The following is a 20,532-nucleotide window of genomic DNA, read 5'->3' as shown; positions in this document are numbered from 1 at the left end:
CGCGGATTTGCGCGATCAGGACGCGCGATCGCCCGCGACAGCTTCACGCCGCTGAACGACTATCGAACTGATAACCGCCGCGCCGATGGTGAATGCACCGATCAAACCGGTGATGACTTCGGGAACGTCCACGTTCACGCTCAGCATGATGACCGCGAGCGCGCCGATAGCCCAGAATGCGCCATGCTCCAGGAAACGGTATTGAGCGAGCGTACCTTTCTTGAGAAGTATCAGCGTCATCTGGCGAATATACGAAGCACCGACGCCGAGTCCGATAGCAATGAGAAATACGTTGTTGGTCAGCGCGAATGCACCGATGACACCGTCGAAGCTGAACGACGAATCGAGCATCTCCAGATACAGGAAGCCCGCGACGCTTTCGCGCACCACGCGATTGCCTGCCTCGTCACCGCCGACGAAATCCCCGATGCCGTGCGATACGACAAAGGCGATCACGCCGCCCAGGCCCGCCACGAGAAACGAAGCGCGTTCGATGTCCGGCAACCGAGTGGAGACGATAGCAATCACCGCGAGCGTCAGCGCCACTTCGATCGCCGTCAGCCGGCCAAGACGCGCAAGCGGACGCTCGACGATGCTGATCCAGTGCTCATCCTTGTCGCGATCGAGCATGAACTTGAAGAAAACCATCAACAGGAACGCGCCGCCGAACGCCGACACTTCGTGATGTGCGGAAGTCAGGATTTGCGCATACTGCCGAGGTGCTTCGAGCGCCATCTTTCCAGCTTCGAAGAACCCGATGTGCCCTGCGATAGCAACGATCAGCAGCGGAAAGACGAGGCGCATTCCGAAGATCGCGACGGGAAGGCCCCATGTCATGAAGCGGTCGCGCCATTTCTCGGACCAGTGGCGCAAGACGGCCGCGTTGGCCACGGCATTATCCAGCGACAGCGATATTTCCAAAATACAGAGTACCGCGACGAGGACGACATCCTTCACGCCGCCCAGCGCGAATGCCGCCGCCATCGCGATGAAAGTCAACGCGAGCGGAAGTTTAAAAGGTTTCATTGTTTGATATGACCGAATTTCGATTCAGAGCGCTCGGTGACGAGCGCCCGCTTATGTTTTCTCGACCTGCTTGCCGCGAACCCAATCGCAAAATTCTTCTGTAATCAGTTGCTCGTAAATCTCCTGATCGGAGATATCGAGCGATTCGAGATGCAAAAACCCTACGTTGGGCAAATCCTTCGCGACATGGCGAAGAAAACCGAATTCACGCGGATCGCCGACGCCGATGAGAGACCAGTAAATCGGGAACTTCTGCGAATCGCGCAGGAGCTTCTCCGCATGTCCGCGATCCTGCTCGGGATTCTGTCCGTCGGTCACGAAAAGCACCCACGCGGGCATGTTGTTCGCCGGCTCCGCGGGTAACGGCGCGGGGTCCGGGGCAGGCGTGCCGAACAGCCGGCTGAGGAAGCCGCGCTTCTCCTTCGGCGCTGCGCGCTGTTCTTCGGGCGCGAAGAAGAAGTTGACGATATCCGCCATGACCGGTGCGTACTGCGTGGCGCCCCATTTGCGAATACCGTCATTGCGCATCACGTATTCCGTGATGTAGCTGCCGTAGTTTTCAGGTGTGGCAGTCGGAAGCCGATCGAAGCCTTCGGTAAAAGTCCAGGTATCGATTTCCCCGTTGTCATCGAATTTCATCGCAATGCCGAGCATGCGATCGTGAGTCTCCTGGATGACGCCGGATTTGTATAGCTGTTCGGCCGAGCCTGAAATGTCGAGGGCGGCGGCGACGCGCACGACAGGCGGACGCGGCAGCCGGCGCTTGCTCAGCACGATAGAAACGTTATCGGCCCGGCTCGCGAGAGCGGGTTTATGAAGGTTGATGGTGCTCATTGCGTGGTTACCGATGTTATTTATTTCAAATGCCGGTGATCGCTGAATTTGGCGACGAGATCGCGTTCGAGTTGTCTGAGTCGCGGCTCGTCCGCCTTGCGCTGGCGCTGTCCGTCTTCGACGATCTTCGCGATTTCGTCCAATGCATCGAAGAGCTTTTGCTGCGTGTAGGCGAACGTGTCCGTTGCAATGACGGGCCGCTGTCCGAGCGCCGCCACCGCGCCTGCATTGGCGTGCAACTGATCGGCTTGTGCGCGCAGCGCGGCGTCAGCGGCATCGAAGGTCGCATTGGCGAGATCGGCTGCTTTCTTCGTGCTTAGTTGCTTGATGTAAAGAGAAAACGCGTTGGTCCACGCGGGAATCAGGACGGTCTTGGCCGTGCCGAACTTCGAAATGAGCGTGCGCTTGTGATCTTGCTCAAGGCGAATCTGTGGTGCGAGTTGCTCGGACATCAGCATGGCGCGAGACAGATCGTCGATTTTCTGTTCGAGCGCGCTGGCGCAGCGACGCAGATCCATCGTGTGTTGCGCGCCGAATGCATCGTCGCTGGATTGCGGTAGCGCAAGCGCCGCGCGATAAGCTTCGAGCGATTCTTCACCGAGCTTCTTAGCGTGCTCGAACTGCCGAAACGTTTCATAGTTATCCGCATACATTTGTTCGAGTTCGGCGATGTCGCGCTTCTGCCGATTCGCATTGCTCTCCAACTCGATGATCAGCGTGCCGATGCGCTTTTCCACCGAATCGAATTGCGCCAGCAGCCGTTCCTTGGATGCCTTGAACATCGACGTGACTCGACTCAGAATGCCGCGCTTCTGGAGGGCGGCGGGATCGAGGTCCTTTGCCGTCACGATCAGCTCGTTGAGCCTTTCGCCAAACTGGTCGATATCGGATGCGCGCACCTCCGACAAGATGCGCTGGGAAAGCCCTGCCACGCGCTCTCCGGCCTTGACGCCGAGATCGTCGATCTCATCCTGAGTCAGCAATTTCGCTTCGGACGGTGAAGTCCTTCGAAGGTCGCGGCCGCCGTCGGCAGAGAGGGTCGGCCGTGCTTCCTGACTGTCGGCGAATAAAGGTTTCATCGTTCTCGCTTGTTTATTTTGGTAGCTCGATTTCTTATCCGGCTTGCTCTGACTTCATCTGCATTCCGAATTTTTAACTCGTCGAAGAGATCGGAACTGCTCGGATTGCGCTATTCCGTTTGCGTTGCGTTCTGCTCCATCATCGCCCTTTTCCACTCGAACAAGTCTTGCGTTCCCGCGTGTTGTGCGAAATAGAAAATCAATGCGGCAAACACTACGCCGATGACAGGCGGTGCACCGAGCCGCACCAACTTCGGGCCGCAAGCGAGCCATTGCAGCATGAGTCCAATCAGAAAGCCCGTGCACAAACCGCCGATGTGCGCTGCCTGATCGATTCCGGAGATTTGAAATCCGGAGAGCAGATTCAGAACGATCACCTGAAGAATCGCAACCGGCTTGATTTGAACGGGAGCCGTGCCCTCGTTACGCAGTGATGCGTGGAAATGCAAGGCGGCCGCCGCGCCGGCGAGTCCCATCAGTGCGCCCGACGCCCCTACGCTCACGACAGGATGAATCGCGGTCGTCGGAATGAACATGCCCATCGCGAACTGCATGGTCTGGGTTTCATGAAAGCCGTACCACGAGCTGCTCGCGAGACTTCCTCCCAGCGCGGACAGAAGATATACGACCCCGTAGCGCAATGATCCGATCGCGCGCTCGATTAAGGTTCCGAGCACGATCAGCATGTAGAGATTGAGGAGCAGATGCATCCAGCCGACATGCAGAAACGCGCTCGTCAACAGACGCCACGATTCTCCAGTCAATGTGAACGGAGCTAGGTTTCCGCCCCAATCCAGCAAGAGAGCCGATGAAGGCGCCGTGAAACCCGCGCGCGCCCATAGCGAAACAAATACGACAGCGTTTATTACAGCGAACAGGCAGGTGAGCCACATCCTGCTTATTGAATTCTTCATGTTGCCCAAAGAGTCGTATCGAACGTGCGAAGCGTAAGGGAACTTGCAAGGTTCCGGATTATCCACGCGATGTTCGAAAGAACGGCCCCTTGGCGCTAGTGTGCGAGCATTTATTACGATTCCGCTAATTATTCAGCCGTCCGGCCGCACGCGCCGAACGGCCTTCGCGCCCTCACCTCCCAGGCGTCAACACCACCCTGAACCGCGCCTTCCCGCTCATCATCCTTGCATACGCTTCCGCCGCACGCGACAACGGAAATTCCTCGATCATCGGCTTCACGCCCGACAACGCGCTGAACGCGAGCGTTTCCTGCGAATCGGCCGCCGTGCCGGACGGCCAGCCCTGCACCGAGTTGCGGCCCATGATGAACTGCGTGATCGGCACCTCGACCGGCTCCTCCGATATCCCGACCATGATCAGCTTGCCGTTCAGCCCCAGACCGCCGATGGCCGCGCTCATCGCCTTGCCGCTCGTGGCCGTCGCGAGAATCACGCGTGCGCCGCCGAGCGCCTTGAGCGCATCGGCCACGTTCTGCGATTCGCTGTCGATGTAATGATGTGCGCCGAGCTGCTTTGCGAGCGGCGCCTTGTCCTGGCCTCGCGCGATGGCGGCCGTGACGAAGCCCATCTTGCGCGCGAACTGCACGCCCAGATGGCCGAGCCCGCCGATACCGAGAATCGCGACCACGTCGCCCGCACGCGCGCCGCTGTTGCGCAGCGCATTGAAAGTGGTGATGCCCGCGCAAAGGAGCGGCGCGGCATCGACATCGGAGAGATCGTCGGGCATGCGCGCGAGCGCTTCCTGCGGCGCGACCATGTAGTCCGCATAGCCGCCGTCGTAGCTGATGCCCGGCACCAGCGCGCGCTGGCAGAGCACGAAGTCGCCGTGACGGCAGTGCTCGCAATGTCCGCAATGCCCGCCGTGCCAACCCACGCCGACACGCTGCCCGTTCTCCCATCCTTCCACGCCGGCACCGACCTTCTCGATCACGCCAGCGATCTCATGGCCCGGCACGCGCGGAAACTGAAGGCCGGGCCACAGGCCTTCCACGGTGAGCGAATCGCTGTGGCAGATCCCGCAGGCCTGCACCTTGATCAATACGTGTCCTTCAGGCGGCTCCGGCACGTCGCGCTCGACGACTTCCAGCGGACCGTTCGCTTTCGCTACCTGCACTGCCTGCATCGTTGGCATCGCTTGCTCCTTGTCATGGGAGAAACACGCGCGGCGCGGCTGGCGCGCCGCAGTCGGATGACACGGCCCGGCAAAAACGCAATCCCGACCGCATCGTCGAGGAACGTCGGAGATTGCGATTGTGACAGGTCTCGCGCCGACGCATCGGCCGCCCGGTCAGCCGACCGGAAGCACTCGGAAACAAAATCGAACATCGGACATCGTCGGCGCCGGTTACCATCGTCATTCAGGCCCGCCATTCGAAGCGGAAGTGGACCGGCCGCGGTGACGCCGCATTCAGGCGTCCCATCGCGAAACCGGAATCACGAGAATGACCTTCAAGGGTGTCATGTCAAAGAGCGAAGACGCAGTTGCGAACGATCAGGCAATCGATCCCACGAACCAGGCCGCCGGCGATTCCTACGACACTCAGGACGCGACCGGCGCGGAGCACGAAGCGCCCGGCGCCGTGCGCACCGGGCCGCTGTCCGAAGCCAAGCTCTTCGGCCGGCAGACGCCGCCCGCAGCCGCCGCGCCGCCGGACGCGCCGCCGCCCGTTCACGGCGCCGCCGGCAGCAGCTACCGGGCACTGGCCGGGCTGCTGTGCGGTTACGCGCTGCTCATCGTCGGCAACGGCCTCTTTCAGACGCTGATCCCGCTGCGCATTCTGCAATCGGGCTATCCGACCATCGTGATCGGCCTGATCCAGTCGTGCTACTACGCGGGATTCATCCTCGGGGCGGTGTTCAATCGCAGGCTCATCGACCGCATCGGGCAGCATCGGACGTTCGTCGCGTTCTCGGCGGCGGCTTCCATTCTCGCGCTCGCGTTCGGGGCCGCGCAGTCGCCGTGGACGCTCGGCGCAGTGCGTCTCCTGACCGGCTTCGCCTTCATGGGCCTCTATACGTCGATCGAAAGCTGGCTCAACGGCACGGTCGAAAACGAAAAGCGCGGCCAGGTGTTCGGCTCGTACGCGGCGATCAACTACCTCGCGGTCGGCACGGGGCAGTTCCTGTTGAACGTGGGCGCGGGTTCGGGCGGCCAGCAGTTCTCGATTGCCGCCGCGCTCTTCGCCGCCGCCGTGATGCCCGTGACCTTGCTGGAAGGCTGGCCCGTGAAAGTCGCGGACGAGCGACTGCATCGCGTGCCCGCGCGCACCTGGCGCGAAAGCGTGCGCGAGATGATGGCTGCGGCGCCGCTCGCGGTGCCGGGCTGCATCCTCGCGGGCTTCATCTACAGCAGCTTCTACGCGATGATGCCCGTCTATCTCGAACGCGCGGGCTTCTCGACGAGCGAACTCGCGACCTTCATGGGCGTCGCGCTGATCGGCGCACTCGTGCCGCAATGGCCGATGGGCCGCCTCTCCGACAAGGTCGATCGCCGCCGTCTCGTCTATTTCACGGCGTCGATATCCGCTGCCTTGAGCCTCGTGCTCTTCTGCTTCGATGTGCGCGTCATCACCTGGGTCGCGACGCTCGTCTACGTCGCCGTCACGTTCACGCAGTACGGGCTGATCGTGTCGCACGTGCAGGATCGCACGGAGGCGCATCATCGCGTCGCGATTTCGGCGCTGTTGCTCGTGCTGTTCTCGTTCGGGGGAATGACGGGCCCGGCGCTGGCGTCGGCGTTGATGACGATCGTCGGGCCGAGCGGGCTGTTTCTCTTCAACGCGTTGTCGTGTGCGCTGCTCGCGTTGAGCGCACGGCGTGCGCTCGGTATTCATCTGCGATCGGCGCAAGCGCAGGCGTGAGGTGCACGACGCCGTGAAGGCGCCGTGTGCATCGCTTACGCCGAACGCAGCGAACGGAAGCTCGCGCGAAGCTCGCCCGAAAACGCCTGCGGCTGTTCCCAGGCCGCGAAATGCCCGCCCTTCGGAAGACGGTTGTAGTGAATCAGCTTCGGATACGCCTTCTCCGTCCAGCTTTTCGGCGCGGCATAGATTTCGTCCGGAAACACGCTCACCGCTACAGGAATCGCCACGTGCTTCGGCGCGAAGAAGTTGAGCTTGTTCTCCCAATACAGCCGCGCCGATGAAACGCCCGTATTCGTGAACCAATAGAGCGAGATGTTATCGAGGATGTCGTCGCGCGAAAGTCCTTCGGCTTGACCGTCGAACACGCGCGCGATCAGCGCCTGGCTCGCCGCATCGTGATCGATCATCCACGCGGCGAGGCCGATCGGCGAATCTTCGATGCCATACAGCGTCTGCGGACGATTCGCCATTTCCTGCGCGTAGCCGAGGCCGTGCTTGTAGAAGAAATCGAGTTGATCGAACGCGTGGGCTTCGTCCACTGAGAGGCCCGCGGGCGCGGGATCCCCGAACTTCAGCGCATGCGCGATATCGTCGGGCACCGTGGCCGGCATGTTGGTGTGAATGCCGACGAGTTCCGGCGGCGCGGTGAGCGCCATCTGTTCGGTCACCGCGTTGCCCCAATCGCCACCTTGCGCGACATAGCGGGTGTAGCCGAGACGCTTCATCAACGCGATCCACGCGCGTGCGATGCGTTGCGGGTCCCAGCCGGTCGTCGCCGGCTTGCCGGAGAAACCGTAGCCGGGCAGCGACGGAATCACCACGTCGAATGCGTCGGATGCGCTGCCGCCGTGCGCCGTCGGATTGGTCAGCGGATCGACGATCTTCAGTTGCTCGATGACCGATCCGGGCCAGCCGTGCGTGACGATGACCGGCAACGCATTCGCATGCTTCGAGCGAACGTGGATGAAGTGAATATCGAGACCGTCGATCTCGGTGACGAAATTCGGCAGCGCGTTCAGCCGCGCTTCGACCTTGCGCCAGTCGTAATCCGTCGCCCAGTGGCGCGCCAGCTTTTGCATCGTCGCGAGTTGCACGCCTTGCGATGCATCGGTGACGGTTTCGCGTTCCGGCCATCGCGTGGACTTGACGCGCCGCTTCAGGTCGGCGAGCTGCGCGTCCGGCACATGCGCGCGCAGCGGGCGAATCGCGGTCTTGTCGCTGCCCTGCACTTGCACGATTTCAGCACTGCCCGTGGCCGGCTCGGCGAATGCGAGGCGGCTCAATGCGCCCGCGGCGAGCGTTGCCGCCGCCATGCCGATGAAGTGACGGCGCGACGGCGTTTCGAGAGAGATATCGTTCGACATATAAACCTCCTGGATACTTGAGCGAGGAGGAGCGATGCGTGCCGCAACGAATCTCTGTCACTGAAGCCTTGCGCGAGCTTCCGATCGTCACCGCCTCGATGCGCCGCGAAGGGTTTTCGCAGCAGGTGACGCGATTATGTGCATATGCACATGAGGCGTAAACGCAGGCGGACGTACAACACTTTTGTCGGGCAGGAAAAAGTCCCGCCCGAACGGCAACCGTTCGTTACCGCGCCGCACTGGAGGTCATCTGCGCATCGTTTTTGCCTGCGCCGTTAAACCGTATCCCGCGACGCGAGCCAGTAATAAACCGGCGACGTCAGGAGCAACCCGGCGACCCACGACAGATCCGCGCCATCGAGATATTTCGGCACAATGCCGTTCATGAATACGCCGATGTACACGGGCCGGAGATGCGCGCGGCAAAGCGATGCCCTGACGCTCAGGGCGTCGGGATCGCTTCAAGCGCGTGGTGAGTAATCAGGCTGTGGTCGCGAGATGGTCCGCGAGCCGTATCAGCATCGCGTCGCAACCGCGGAGTTGTTCGACCGTCACGAACTCATCGGGCTTGTGTCCCTGATCCATGCTTCCGGGACCGCATACGACCGTCGGAATGCCGGCGTGATCGAAGAGCCCGCCTTCCGTGCCGAAAGCCACCGTGCCGAATGCCGACGACCCGCTGAGCAGCGCGAGCAGACGCGCCGCTTCGCTATCGGGAGGCGTCGCCAGTCCGGGATAGGCGGAAAGCGGTTCGAGGCGGATGTCGGTGTCGGACTTCACGGCGCGCATCTTCGGCAGCAGTTCGGCTTGCGCGTAGGCTTGCAAGTCGTCGGCGACCGTATTCGCGTCGAAGCCCGGCAGCGCGCGCACTTCGAAGTCGAACTCGCATTCCGCCGGCACGATGTTGAGCGCGCGGCCGCCCTTGATCGTGCCCGTCTGCACGGTGGAATACGGAGGATCGAAACGCGCGTCGTGACGTTCGGGCTGCGCCAGCTTCTCGCCGATCTCTTCCAGACGATTGATCAGGCGCGCCGCATACTGAATCGCGTTGACGCCATACGGTGCATACGCGGAATGACACGGCGCTCCCTTCACCTGACAGCGCATCGCGAGCTTGCCCTTGTGTCCGAGCACAGGCTTGAGCGACGTCGGCTCACCGATCAGACACAGCACGGGCTTGTGCGCGCGTTGCTCCAGTTGCGCCAGCATCGGCCGCACGCCGAGGCATCCGACTTCCTCGTCGTAGGAGAAGGCGAGATGCACGGGCAAGCTGAGATCGCGCTTCGTGAACACCGGCACCGCGGCCAGCACCGACGCGAGAAAGCCCTTCATATCCGCTGCGCCGCGGCCATACAGCCGTCCATCTTTTTCCGTGAGGCGGAATGCATCGACGGTCCACGGCTGGCCATCGACCGGGACGACGTCGGTATGACCGGACAGCACGATGCCGCCGCGATCGCGCGGTCCGATCGTCGCAAACAGATTGGCCTTCGTGCGCTTTGCGTTGTAGAACAACTCGCTTTCGACGTCATGCGCCGCGAGGTAATCACGAATGAATTCGATCAACTCGAGATTCGAATCGCGGCTCACCGTCGCGAAGCCGATTAGCCGTTCGAGCAGATCGCGGCTCGTCGCTTCACTCATCGCCCGGCACTCCGTAGCTCGGCGCGGCGGTCGGATTCAATGCGCGGGTCACGTAGTCCTGCATCTGCGGCCTGTACGCCTGCCAGAGACCATCGAGCTTGCCGATGGGATCGTCATCCGCCCAGTCGACACGCAGATCGACGAGCGGCCAGCTCTGCTTGCCCGCAATCTTCAGCGCCGCCGAATGCACGGGTCCCGCTTCGCCGCCCGCTGCAATCGCGGCCTGCATCGCCGCGAGAAGGCGATCCGCGAGATGGCCGGATGCGTTCTCGAATGAGGGAATCAGCGCTTCGATCACATGAATGCCCGCGAGCATGTTGCCTGCCGCGACGCATTGCCTGCCCGCGACCGCGTGATACGTGCCGAGCGCCTGCTTGCCGCTGAAGAACGCGGTGCGGCCTTGCGCATCGACCACCGTCACCTGCCGATACTCGCTCCATTCATTCGCAGCCAGCGCGCGGTCCAGCGCCGCGGCGGGATCGAGCTTCGCGCTTTCCATGTGATCGAGAATCTGCGAGCCGAGCGCGGGCAGCGTGACGTTCTGCGTCGCGACAGCACCGACGCCCGCACGCACCCAGGGACAACGCGCGCCCACCGCGATGCTCGATGAACTGATCGCGATGCCGAGCTGCCCCGTCTTTTCACATCGTCCGACGATAGAAAAAGTCATGTGCCCTCCTTTACGTCGTTCAGGCCTGAGGCGGCGTCCAGCCATCGGGAATGACGGCGATCACGTCGATCTCCATCAACCATTCGGGCTGACCGAGCGCCACGACGGTGAGGCCCGTCGAGATGGGAAACACGCCTTTCAGCCACTTGCCGACTTCGCGATACACCGGCTCGCGATAGCGCACATCCGTGAGATAGGTCGTCGTCTTGACGATGTGCGAGAGATCGCTGCCCGCCTCTTCGAGCAACTGCTTCACGTTTTTCATCGCCTGCTCGGCCTGCGCGCGCGGGTCGCCGAGACCGATGAGATTGCCGTCGAAGTCCGTGCCGATCTGACCGCGCACATAGACGGTATTGCCCGCGCGCACGGCCTGGCAAAGATCGTTGTCGAGCGACTGATTCGGGTACGTATCCTTCGTGTTGAACATGCGGATACGGGTATGCGTAGGTTGGCTCATCGAATGCACCTTGATACGGGATTGTTTGAAATCAGTTGACGCCCATCTCGCTGACCTTGTGGACGCGCGACGCATCGGGTGCGCCCTCCACGCTTTCGACGCGCTGCTCGTCTGCGTGATGTTGCGGCGCGTCGTAATACGCGAGGTATTTGCGCTGCGTGACGATGTGATCGGCGATATGTTTCGCGTCGTGCCACACGCCCCAGATGAACGCCGAGCCGCGGCGCGACAGCCACGGCAAGCCGAGAAAATAGATGCCCGGTTCCTTGGCGACACCGCGCTGATGTTTCGGCTTGCCCTTGTCGTCGAAGGCATCGACTTGCAGCCAGGTGAAATCGACGGCATAGCCCGTCGCCCAGATGATGGAGTTCACACCTTCCTTCGCCAGATCGAGTTCGAGAAGCGGATGCGTCATGCATTCCGGATCGGCGGGAATGATTCGGGCTTCCGGCTCTTCGGGAAGATCGAGGCCGTTGCGCCGTGCATAGGCATCGGCGGCGTCGAGCAGCGACAGATAGTTTTCGTCGCCACGACGGATGTTGTCCGCGAGATCGGCTTCGAACGTGACGCGGGTATCGTCGAACGATTTCGTCAGGCCGACGAGCGTGATGCCCTGATGCGCGAGACGCCTGAAATCCACCGTATGTCCGCCGCGCGCGCCGCTCACCGCGATCGTCACGTGCTCGCGGCCGGGCTTCATCACTTCCGCGTCCCATTCGCCGAGCACGCCGAGCCACCAGCAGAAGTCGCGTCCGCGATATCCGCGCGGCGGGCGGTCGTGCGCGCCGACCGACAGATACACGCGGCGGCCCGCGCGCTGAAGTTCATCGGCAATCTGCACGCCCGACGATCCCGCGCCCACGACCAGCACGCCGCCTTCCGGCAATTGCTGCGGATTGCGATAGTCGGCGGAATGAATCTGCATGAGCGCGGCGCTCTTCGGCGCGATGGGCGGTATCACGGGACGCTGGAACGGGCCCGTTGCAACGACGACGCGATTCGCCTCGATGATTCCTTCAGATGTATCGACGGTAAAGCCGGGCCGCCCCGCATTGCGCACGACCTTCTTCACTTCGACGCCGGTACGAATAGGCGCATCGAATTTTTTCGCGTACTGGACGAAGTAGTCCGCGACCTGTTCCTTCGATGCAAAGCCGTCGGGGTCGAAATCGGCGAACTCCATATTAGGGAAACGATCGTGCCATGCAGGGCCATTGGCGACGAGGGAATCCCACCGGCCCGTGCGCCAGCGCTCGGCGATACGGTCGCGTTCCAGCACGAGATGCGGCACGCCGAGCTTGCTCAGATGTTCGCTCATCGCGACACCAGCTTGTCCCGCGCCGACCACCAGCGTGTCGATTGACTTCATTTCCACTGTCATGGCTATGTCCTTCTGAAAGGCCGTTGTATCCGTGATGTCTCGTGAAAATCTACGCGCCCCGCCAGAATCTGAAAAATATATTTAAAAAATGCCTAGCATCGGATTTGGCTATGCAATGATTTTTGAGCGTTTCACAATGCCGCCCATCGAAGCATGATCTCTGGAGCATCGTCGATGGACATCCATCCCTTGCGCTACTCGCTGCGGCAGCTACGTTATTTCGTCGTCACGGCGGAAGCGTTGTCCTTCACCGCCGCCGCGAAAAGACTGCATATCTCGCAGCCGTCGATTTCGACCGCGCTCGCCGATCTCGAAGAGTCGTTCGGCGTGCAACTATTCATCCGCCGTCACGCGAGCGGCCTGTCGCTCACGCAAGCAGGCCGCGATTTGCTCGGGCAAGCGCGCAATTTGCTGAAGATCGCGGAAGAACTGCAAATGGCCGCGAAGGAAATGGATGGCGGCATGACAGGCTCAATCGCGCTCGGTTGCCTCGTGTCGCTCGCGCCGCCGCTCATGCCGGGTCTCATCAGCCGCTTCACGGCCGGGCACACGGGCATTTCGTTTCGCACGGTAGAAGCCCATCAGGACGGCTTGTTGCGCGGCCTGCACGACGGCTCGCTCGATATTGCGCTGACCTATAGCCTGGACCTCACCGAAGACATCGCCTTCACGCCGCTGATTTCCTTGCCGCCGTATGTGATCCTCCCTAAGACGCATCGACTTGCGCGCGCACGCAAGGTATCGCTCGCCGACTTGCTGCCGGAGCCTTACGTGATGCTCGATCTGCCGCACAGCCGCGAGTATTTCGCGGCGCTCTTCGATGCGGTCGGCAGCCGCCCCGTGCCCGCGTTTCGTTCATCGCAGCCGGAAGTCGTGCGCGGCATGGTGGCGAACGGCCTCGGCTATAGCATCCTCAATTTCCCGCTCAAGTCGAATCGCACGGTGGACGGCGAAGACTTCGTGATTAAACGCTTCAAGGACAACGTCAACGCGACGACGCTCGGCATCGCGCAATCGCGCACGATGCGCCCGCGCCAGGTCGTGCATCGCTTTTCGTCCTTCTGCGAGACTTATATACGGCGGCTGCATATCGATACATGATGCGCGCTATCGGATAGAGAAGTTATCCGCGCTGCATAGGTAAAAGCTTTGCTTTGTATCCGAAAACAATATTTTGGCTGGCAATTTGGCTTGATAGATTGATGTCCATGCCGGGCGCAACGCCTTGAAACCTCGCGTTGACGCGCTTCCACGGGGAGGAACATGGAGAGCCTCATGACAAGGACCATCGCGGTGCAAACGGTCATCGACGAATTGCGGTCGAATTGCGCACGATCATTCAGCGATGCGCGCGCCATGCCGCCCGGCGTCTATACATCGCCCGAGTTTCTGTCCCTCGAAGAGCACGACATCTTTGCGCGCGAATGGCAGTGTGTCGGCCGTGCAAGCGCGCTGAAAGAGCCTGGCGACTATCTGACGGCGCAACTCGGCGCACAACCGATCGTCGTGTTGCGCGACGAGCAGATGCAGCTCAAGGCGATGTCGAATGTGTGTCTGCATCGCATGTCGGTGCTGCTGGAAGGGCGCGGCAACAAGCGCCGTATCGTGTGTCCGTATCACGCATGGAGCTATGGGCTCGACGGCGAATTGAAAGGCGCGCCGCTCATGGACCGGCAAGAAGGCTTCTGCAAGGAAAGCTATAAATTACCCGCTGTGCGCTGCGAACAATGGCAGGGCTGGATCTATGTGACGCTCAATGAAAGTGCGCCGCCCGTTCAGCAGCAACTGGCCGAATTGAGCGAACTCATCGGCGCGTACGGGATGACGGACTACATCGAAACTTTCTATGAAGAGCACGTGTGGGATACCAACTGGAAGATCCTCGCGGAGAATTTCATGGAAAGCTATCACCTGCCGATGCTGCATCGCGCAACCGTGGGGCCGCATTCGAGGCTCGAAGAGATGGAGTGCCCGCCCGGCTATCCCGCGTTCAACTATCACTGGATCACGAAGGAAGCGAGCTTGCCGATCGGCAATGCGCATCCTGACAACACGCGGTTATCCGGTCACTGGCGCAAGACGACCGCGCTGCTCGCGATCTACCCGGCGCATCTCGTTACGCTCACGCCCGGCTACTTCTGGTATCTCGTGCTGCAGCCGCGCGGCGTCGGGCAAGTGCATATCCGCTTCGGCGGCGGGCTCGCGCCCGAGTTCATTGCCGATCCGGAAGCGAATGCGCATATGACGACGTTGAAGAAGCTGCTCGATGAGGTGAACGCGGAAGACAGGCGCGGCGTGGAAGCCGTGTTTCGCGGCGTGCATGCGCCGCTCGCGAAGCCCGGCAACCTGAGCCATCTCGAACGGCCCAACTACGACTTCGCACGCTACATCGCGGCGAAGCTCGCACAGCACTGAAAGACAGGACGCGATCACGATGTCAGACCCTTCCTTCATTTCCTTCTCGGGCGTGAGCAAATCGTACGACGGCGCGAACTACGTCGTGGAGGACCTGAACCTCGACGTGCGCAAGGGAGAGTTTCTTTCGCTGCTCGGTCCGTCCGGCTCGGGCAAGACGACCACGCTCATGATGCTCGCCGGCTTCGAGACGCCGACGCAAGGCGAGATCCGCCTCGATGGCAGGCGTCTGGACGACAAGCCGCCGCATCAGCGCGACATCGGCATGGTGTTTCAGAACTACGCGCTCTTTCCGCATCTGACGATTGCGGAGAACGTCGCGTTTCCGCTTTCCGTGCGTCGCGTGAGCCGCGCCGAGCAGAAGACGCGCGTCCGGCGCGCGCTGGAGATGATCGAGCTGCCGCATCTCGCGAACCGGCGTCCCTCCCAGCTTTCCGGCGGGCAGCAGCAGCGCGTCGCGCTTGCACGCGCACTCGTGTTCGAGCCGAGCGTCGTGCTGATGGACGAGCCGCTCGGCGCACTCGACAAGCGCCTGCGCGAAACGATGCAATACGAAATCATGCGCCTGCATCGCGAGCTTTCGCTGACGATCGTCTACGTGACGCACGATCAGGCCGAAGCGCTGACGATGTCCGACCGTGTCGCCGTCTTCTCCGATGGCCGCATTCAGCAGGCCGCCACGCCGAGCGAACTCTACGAGAACGCGCAGAACGCGTTCGTCGCAAACTTCGTCGGCGAGAACAACGGGCTCACGGGGCGCGTGACCGGTGTGAACGACGAATGGGCGACGCTTGCGCTGTCGGATGGCAGCGTCATTCGCGGACGCTGCGAACACGGCCTGCGCGCCGGCGACGAAGCGATGCTCGCGCTGCGTCCCGAACGCGCGCATATTCCGGGGACGGAAGGCGCGCAGCCCGACGAGCACAGCAACGTGGTGCGCGCCTGCGTCGAGGAACTCGTGTATTGCGGCGATCATCATCGCGTGCATCTGAAGCTCGGCTCGCGCGATTCCATCGTCGTCAAAGTACCCAACACGCAGCGCCATGCGTTGCCGTCCGCCGGCAGCACGATCGACATTGCATGGCGTCACGACGACTGCAAGATTCTCGCGATGATGGCGCAAAAGAGCGCACCCGCGATAGCCCCGACCACACCGCCCTCACCTTCCCTCATCTCGACCGCACCCGCAGGAGCCAACTGACATGCGCACTCACATCAAAGCACAATGCGCCGCACTCGCAGTATTTGCGTTTGCAACTATCCCGACACACGCAGCGGAGACGCTCTCTGTCGTGACTTTCGGCGGCGCATTCGAAGCCGCGGCAAAGAAGGCCTGGTTCGAACCGTTCACACAGGCAACGGGCGTGAACTTCTCGACCGAATCGTACGACGGCGGCTTAGCCAAGCTCTCCGCGATGGAGCAGGCGAAGAACACGACATGGGATTTGATCGATCTTGAAACCAACGACGCGATCACCGCTTGCGATGAAGGCCTGCTGCAGAAGTTCGACAAGAAGTCACTCGGCAAGACGAGCGATTTCATCCCCGGCTCGATTAGTGATTGCGCGGTCGCGAGCATGGTCTGGTCCACCGTCTATGCCTACGACACGAGCAAGCTGAAGACCGCGCCGACCACTGTCAACGATTTCTTCGACTTGCAGAAATTTCCCGGCAAGCGCGGCTTGCGCAAGTCGCCGAAGGTGTCGATGGAGTGGGCGTTGATCGCGGACGGCGTCGAGCCGAAGGACGTGTACAAGGTGCTCGGCACGCCCGCCGGCGTCGATCGCGCCTTCAAGAAGCTCGACACGATCAAGAAGAATATCGTGTGGTGGGAGTCGGGCGCGCAGGCGCCGCAGCTGCTCGCCGATGGCGCGGTCGTGATGGTGCAGGCCTATAACGGCCGCATCGACGATGCCGCGAAGAAGGACAACAAGCCGTTCAAGGCGGTCTGGGATGCGCAGGTCTACGACTTCGAATGGTGGGCCATTCCGACTGGCGCGAAACACGCCGACACGGCCGCCAAGTTCATCGTGTCGCAAGCGCAGCCGAAGGCATCCGCGGATCTGTCGAAGTACATCGCGTATGCGCCGCCGCGCAAGGATGCGGTTGCGCTCGTCGATAAACAGCGTCTTGCCGACATGCCGACCGCGCCGGACAACTTCAAGCGCGCCGTGCAGATCAACGCGAATTTCTGGGCAGATAACGCGGACCAGATCAACAAGCGCTTTCAGGTGTGGCTGACGCAGTAACGCGTTCGACGACTCGAGGACCTCATGCCTGCATCGATTCACGCGCCCGCCACCGGTTCTCCGACGAGAGCCGATGGCCGTGCTTCGTATCAAAGAGCGCGCCGCCGCGCATCGGTGCAGGCGTTGATGCTTGCATTGCCGTTGATCGTGTTTCTGCTGTCGACGTTCATCGCACCGATCGCGCTGCTGCTTGCGCGCAGTGTCGAGAACAAGGAAGTGCCGGGCAGCATGCCCACGCTCACGCGCGCGCTCAATGCGTGGGACGGACGCGGCGTGCCCGATGAACATACATTCGCGCTGCTCGCCGCCGGGCTCAGGGATGCGCAGCAGAGCGGGCAGCTCGGCACCGTCGCCCGCAGGCTGAATTTCGCGCAGCCCGAATTTCGCAGCCTGTTGATGCGCACCGCGCGCAGCGTCCGCGACGAGACACCGCCTGCATGGAAGCCGGCGCTGATCGAGATGGACGAACGCTGGAATTCGCCTGAAATCTGGCGTCTTTTGAAGCGCGCAGCGACCTCGCCGACGCCGGACTATCTGCTCGCCGCCGTCGATGCGCAAGTGACGCCGCAAGGCAACGTCGCATTCGTGCCGGATAACTCGTCGGTGTATCGACAGGCGTTCCTTCGCACGATATCGATCAGCGCGTCCGTCACGCTGTTGTGCCTCGTGCTCGGTTATCCCGTCGCATGGCTGCTCGCCAATCTGCCCGCGCAGAGCAGCAATCGGCTGATGCTTTTCGTGATCGTGCCGTTCTGGACGTCGCTGCTCGTGCGCACGACGGCGTGGTATGTGCTGCTGCAACCGGGCGGCGTCATCAACGGTCTGTTGATGGGGCTCGGCCTTGCGACGCATCCGGTGCCGCTCATCTTCAATCGCACGGGTGTGTTGATCGGCATGACGCACGTCCTTTTGCCATACATGATTCTCGCGATCTATTCGGTGATGAAAGGCGTATCGCCCGTATACGTGCGCGCGGCGCAATCGCTCGGCGCGCATCCGTTCACCGCCTTCGTGCGCGTCTATATTCCGCAGACGCTGCCGGGCGTCGGCGCGGGCTGCTTTCTCGTCTTCGTGCTTGCGCTCGGTTACTACATCACGCCCGCGCTGCTCGGCGGCGCAGGCGATGAAATGATCAGTCAGCTCATCGCGCTGCAAACGAACACGCAGCTCAACTGGGGGCTTGCGGGCGCGCTATCGGCGTATCTCGTGATCTTCACGGCGATCTTCTATTTCCTGTTCAACCGCATCGTCGGCATCGACCGGTTGCGATTCGGTTGAGGAGTCCTCCTTCCATGAAAGAGCAACGCAACAAGGTATTGACCGAACGCATCGCATCGCGCTGGGTGCGCGTGCATACCGCAATCGTGCTGTTCTTTCTCGTCGCGCCGATTCTCGCGATCATTCCGCTCTCGTTCAATTCAGGATCGTATTTCTCGTATCCGTTGCAGGGTTTTTCGCTGCGCTGGTACGAACAGGCGCTGACGAGCCCCGACTGGCAGCGCTCGTTATTGAACAGCATCGGCATCGGCGCGGCATCGACGTTGATCGCCACGTGTCTCGGCACGCTCGCGGCGCTCGGTCTCTCGCGTTCGCAGTTTCCGCTGCGCTCGGTGATCATGCCGATCATCATCTCGCCGATGATCGTGCCGATCGTCGTCGTCGCGGCGGGTTTCTATCTGATCTTCGCGCCGCTCGGGCTCGTGAACTCGTATCCCGGCGTGATTCTCGCGCACGCGGCGCTCGGCACGCCGTTCGTCGTGATCACGGTGACGGCTTCGTTGTTGTCGTTCGATCAGAGTCTGCTGCGCGCGGCATCCGGCCTCGGCGCGACGCCCTGGACGGCGTTCCGGCGGGTGACCTTGCCACTCATCACGCCTGCGGTCGCCACGGGCAGCGTGTTCGCTTTCGCGACCTCATTCGATGAAGTGATCGTGATCCTGTTCATCGGCGGGCCGGATCAGCGCACCGTGCCGCGTCAGATGTGGAGCGGTATCCGCGATTCGATCGATCCTTCGATTCTCGCGGTTGCGACGATGCTGATTGTGTTTGCTGTGCTGCTTTTTGCGAGCATCAACTGGTTGCGGGGGCGGGCGGCTGCGGCCAGCCGTGCCCTCGTTTGAATGCTTTCTTTTTTCGCCGGATCCCGGTTCTTGTTGGTCTATTGGCACTGCCCCTGTGCGGCGCAACGCTGATAAACCAACATCAATACGGAATCCGGCGAAAATCGCTCAAACCGTCGCTTCCACCTGCCGACGCGGCAGCATCCGATCGAACTCGCGCTTAACGATGCCGTAGCATTCACACGCGCGCTCTTCCAGCTCTGCGCGATCCAGGATCTTGATGCAGCCGCGGCTATGATGAATCACGCCCGCGTCATGCAGCTTGCCTGCGGCTTCGGTCACGCCTTCACGGCGCACGCCGAGCATGTCCGCGATCATCTGCTGGGTGACACGCAGTTGATCCGACGGCGTGCGATCCGTCTGGATCAGCAGCCAGCGGCACAGTTGCTTCGACAGCGAGTGATGGCGGTTGCATGCGGCCGTCTGCGCGACTTGCGTGAGAAGAGCTTGCATGTACAGCAACATCACGCGGCGCAGAAAGTCCGAGCGACCGAAGTGCTCGCGCAGCGCGCCCGCACTCATGCGATACGCGAATCCCGCGCATTGCACCTGGACGCGCGTGGGCATGGTGTCGCCGCCCGTGAGCACCGGAACGCCGGACATCCCTTCACGACCGACCGCCGCGACTTCGACGGAGCCGCCGTCTTCCATCGTATGCAGCAGCGAAATAATCGCCGTGGTCGGGAAATAGACGTGGTGAATGCGCTGACCGGAATCGCACAGCAACTGCTCGGTGCGCAACTGGACAAGTTCGAGATGCGGCGCAATGGCTTGCCATTCCTGTGCCGGAAGCGCGCCCAACAGATGATTGCCGTGCAGATCGGATTGGAGAGTCAACATTTTTTTTAGTCTCGTGCGTGTGCGCCTGGCGCTTTTGATTTCTTCTGGCTCGCAACAGGATTCGCGTATGCATCTGTCGGCGTACATCGAACCCTGTTGCGACCAGCCCCGTAGCACGAATTCACCGCTCTTATCTGTTGTTGAAGGATCGCGGTGACCTTCGTGCGTGGTCATACATTAGCGAGAGGTGTGCCAGCGCACGCCAATCCTTATACCAGTTGGGGTTTGCGCGAGTCCGCACGCAGCGCGCGGCGGCGCGTGCTCGACTACGAACAAAATTGATTCAAACATGAAAGGCGACCTTCATACGGATCGAACGCGACATCGCGCCCACGCCAAACGTTTTCGTCTGGCGAATGCCTTGTCGGGTGGGGCGCCGGGCGAGGGGTCCGTCATCAAAACGTTGCTGATTGCGGGCCCCGAAGCCTTGTCACAGCGGAAATGGTGCGCGCTCGCAAAATGTTGCAAACGTGGTTAACGGCTTCGGATGCGCCTTTTGAAGATCAGGCGTTGCGCTGGCGTCAGGCCTTATTGCACGGGGCTCCGCGCGCTACGTGCGCGTCGTCGAGCCGAGGCTCGCGTTATGGAGGGCGGTTTAGCGTCGGCGCGAAAAAC

General features: G+C 61.6%; 18 protein-coding genes. 7 read left to right on the top strand and 11 right to left on the bottom strand.

The genetic code is table 11. The annotated features are described in order from the left end of the window. Window positions 1-15 precede the first annotated feature (15 nt). From NCR38_RS30125 to NCR38_RS30105, 5 genes are all read right to left on the bottom strand, one after another. Window positions 16-1,026: a DUF475 domain-containing protein gene (locus NCR38_RS30125; RefSeq protein WP_250478084.1), complete on the bottom strand. Its 1,011-nt coding sequence runs from the start codon at window positions 1,024-1,026 to the stop codon at window positions 16-18. 51 nt (window positions 1,027-1,077) lie between these two features. Continuing rightward, on the bottom strand, window positions 1,078-1,860 hold the full coding sequence (locus NCR38_RS30120; protein ID WP_061119568.1) for a VWA domain-containing protein: 783 nt from the start codon (window positions 1,858-1,860) through the stop codon (window positions 1,078-1,080). Window positions 1,861-1,880: 20 nt separating this feature from the next. After that, window positions 1,881-2,939, bottom strand: a complete 1,059-nt coding sequence (locus NCR38_RS30115; protein WP_061119567.1) for a toxic anion resistance protein — start codon at window positions 2,937-2,939, stop codon at window positions 1,881-1,883. Window positions 2,940-3,049: 110 nt separating this feature from the next. Continuing rightward, window positions 3,050-3,919, bottom strand: coding sequence for a rhomboid family intramembrane serine protease (locus NCR38_RS30110; RefSeq protein WP_143756367.1), 870 nt, complete (start codon window positions 3,917-3,919; stop codon window positions 3,050-3,052). A gap of 106 nt (window positions 3,920-4,025) precedes the next feature. After that, complete coding sequence (locus tag NCR38_RS30105) at window positions 4,026-5,045, bottom strand: alcohol dehydrogenase (RefSeq protein ID WP_061119565.1); 1,020 nt, start codon at window positions 5,043-5,045, stop codon at window positions 4,026-4,028. 328 nt (window positions 5,046-5,373) lie between these two features. On the opposite strand from NCR38_RS30105, the gene NCR38_RS30100 reads away from it, so the two are divergent. Continuing rightward, window positions 5,374-6,774: an MFS transporter gene (locus NCR38_RS30100; protein ID WP_061119591.1), complete on the top strand. Its 1,401-nt coding sequence runs from the start codon at window positions 5,374-5,376 to the stop codon at window positions 6,772-6,774. A 35-nt stretch (window positions 6,775-6,809) separates the two neighbouring features. Here NCR38_RS30100 and NCR38_RS30095 read toward each other — a convergent pair whose 3' ends face one another. The 5 genes from NCR38_RS30095 to NCR38_RS30075 all read right to left on the bottom strand — a co-directional run bounded on the left by NCR38_RS30095 (window position 6,810) and on the right by NCR38_RS30075 (window position 12,293). Continuing rightward, window positions 6,810-8,141 (bottom strand): epoxide hydrolase family protein, encoded by a 1,332-nt coding sequence (locus tag NCR38_RS30095; RefSeq protein ID WP_061119564.1) that lies wholly within the window; start codon window positions 8,139-8,141, stop codon window positions 6,810-6,812. Window positions 8,142-8,621: 480 nt separating this feature from the next. Next, window positions 8,622-9,785 (bottom strand): acetylornithine deacetylase, encoded by a 1,164-nt coding sequence (gene argE / locus NCR38_RS30090; RefSeq protein ID WP_061119563.1) that lies wholly within the window; start codon window positions 9,783-9,785, stop codon window positions 8,622-8,624. Then, on the bottom strand, window positions 9,778-10,455 hold the full coding sequence (locus tag NCR38_RS30085; protein ID WP_061119562.1) for a DUF1028 domain-containing protein: 678 nt from the start codon (window positions 10,453-10,455) through the stop codon (window positions 9,778-9,780). Before NCR38_RS30085 ends, argE begins: the two co-directional genes overlap by 8 nt. A 19-nt stretch (window positions 10,456-10,474) precedes the next feature. Next, window positions 10,475-10,912 carry a RidA family protein gene (locus tag NCR38_RS30080; RefSeq protein ID WP_061119561.1) on the bottom strand — a complete coding sequence of 146 codons (438 nt, stop codon included), beginning with the start codon at window positions 10,910-10,912 and terminating at the stop codon, window positions 10,475-10,477. A gap of 31 nt (window positions 10,913-10,943) precedes the next feature. Beyond that, window positions 10,944-12,293 (bottom strand): NAD(P)/FAD-dependent oxidoreductase, encoded by a 1,350-nt coding sequence (locus NCR38_RS30075; protein WP_061119560.1) that lies wholly within the window; start codon window positions 12,291-12,293, stop codon window positions 10,944-10,946. A gap of 174 nt (window positions 12,294-12,467) precedes the next feature. Between NCR38_RS30075 and NCR38_RS30070 the strand changes: the two genes are divergently transcribed. From NCR38_RS30070 to NCR38_RS30045, 6 genes are all read left to right on the top strand, one after another. After that, on the top strand, window positions 12,468-13,394 hold the full coding sequence (locus NCR38_RS30070; RefSeq protein ID WP_061119559.1) for a LysR family transcriptional regulator: 927 nt from the start codon (window positions 12,468-12,470) through the stop codon (window positions 13,392-13,394). Between the two features lie 174 nt (window positions 13,395-13,568). Continuing rightward, window positions 13,569-14,708, top strand: coding sequence for an SRPBCC family protein (locus NCR38_RS30065; RefSeq protein ID WP_061119590.1), 1,140 nt, complete (start codon window positions 13,569-13,571; stop codon window positions 14,706-14,708). A gap of 19 nt (window positions 14,709-14,727) precedes the next feature. After that, window positions 14,728-15,909: an ABC transporter ATP-binding protein gene (locus NCR38_RS30060; protein ID WP_250478083.1), complete on the top strand. Its 1,182-nt coding sequence runs from the start codon at window positions 14,728-14,730 to the stop codon at window positions 15,907-15,909. Window position 15,910: 1 nt separating this feature from the next. After that, window positions 15,911-16,957 carry an ABC transporter substrate-binding protein gene (locus NCR38_RS30055; RefSeq protein WP_061119557.1) on the top strand — a complete coding sequence of 349 codons (1,047 nt, stop codon included), beginning with the start codon at window positions 15,911-15,913 and terminating at the stop codon, window positions 16,955-16,957. A gap of 24 nt (window positions 16,958-16,981) precedes the next feature. Further along, window positions 16,982-18,235 (top strand): ABC transporter permease, encoded by a 1,254-nt coding sequence (locus tag NCR38_RS30050; RefSeq protein ID WP_061119556.1) that lies wholly within the window; start codon window positions 16,982-16,984, stop codon window positions 18,233-18,235. Between the two features lie 14 nt (window positions 18,236-18,249). Then, complete coding sequence (locus NCR38_RS30045; protein WP_061119555.1) at window positions 18,250-19,077, top strand: ABC transporter permease; 828 nt, start codon at window positions 18,250-18,252, stop codon at window positions 19,075-19,077. A 108-nt stretch (window positions 19,078-19,185) separates the two neighbouring features. On the opposite strand, the gene NCR38_RS30040 is transcribed toward NCR38_RS30045, so the two are convergent. Next, a complete protein-coding gene (locus NCR38_RS30040) occupies window positions 19,186-19,917 on the bottom strand; it encodes a Crp/Fnr family transcriptional regulator (protein ID WP_061119554.1) in 732 nt (243 codons plus the stop codon). Window positions 19,918-20,532 lie beyond the last annotated feature (615 nt).

Source organism: Caballeronia sp. INML1, from assembly GCF_023631085.1.
GTDB lineage: Bacteria > Pseudomonadota > Gammaproteobacteria > Burkholderiales > Burkholderiaceae > Caballeronia > Caballeronia turbans.
The sequence above is the reverse complement of the archived record's forward strand: the minus strand, read 5'-3'. Positions and strand labels throughout refer to the sequence as shown.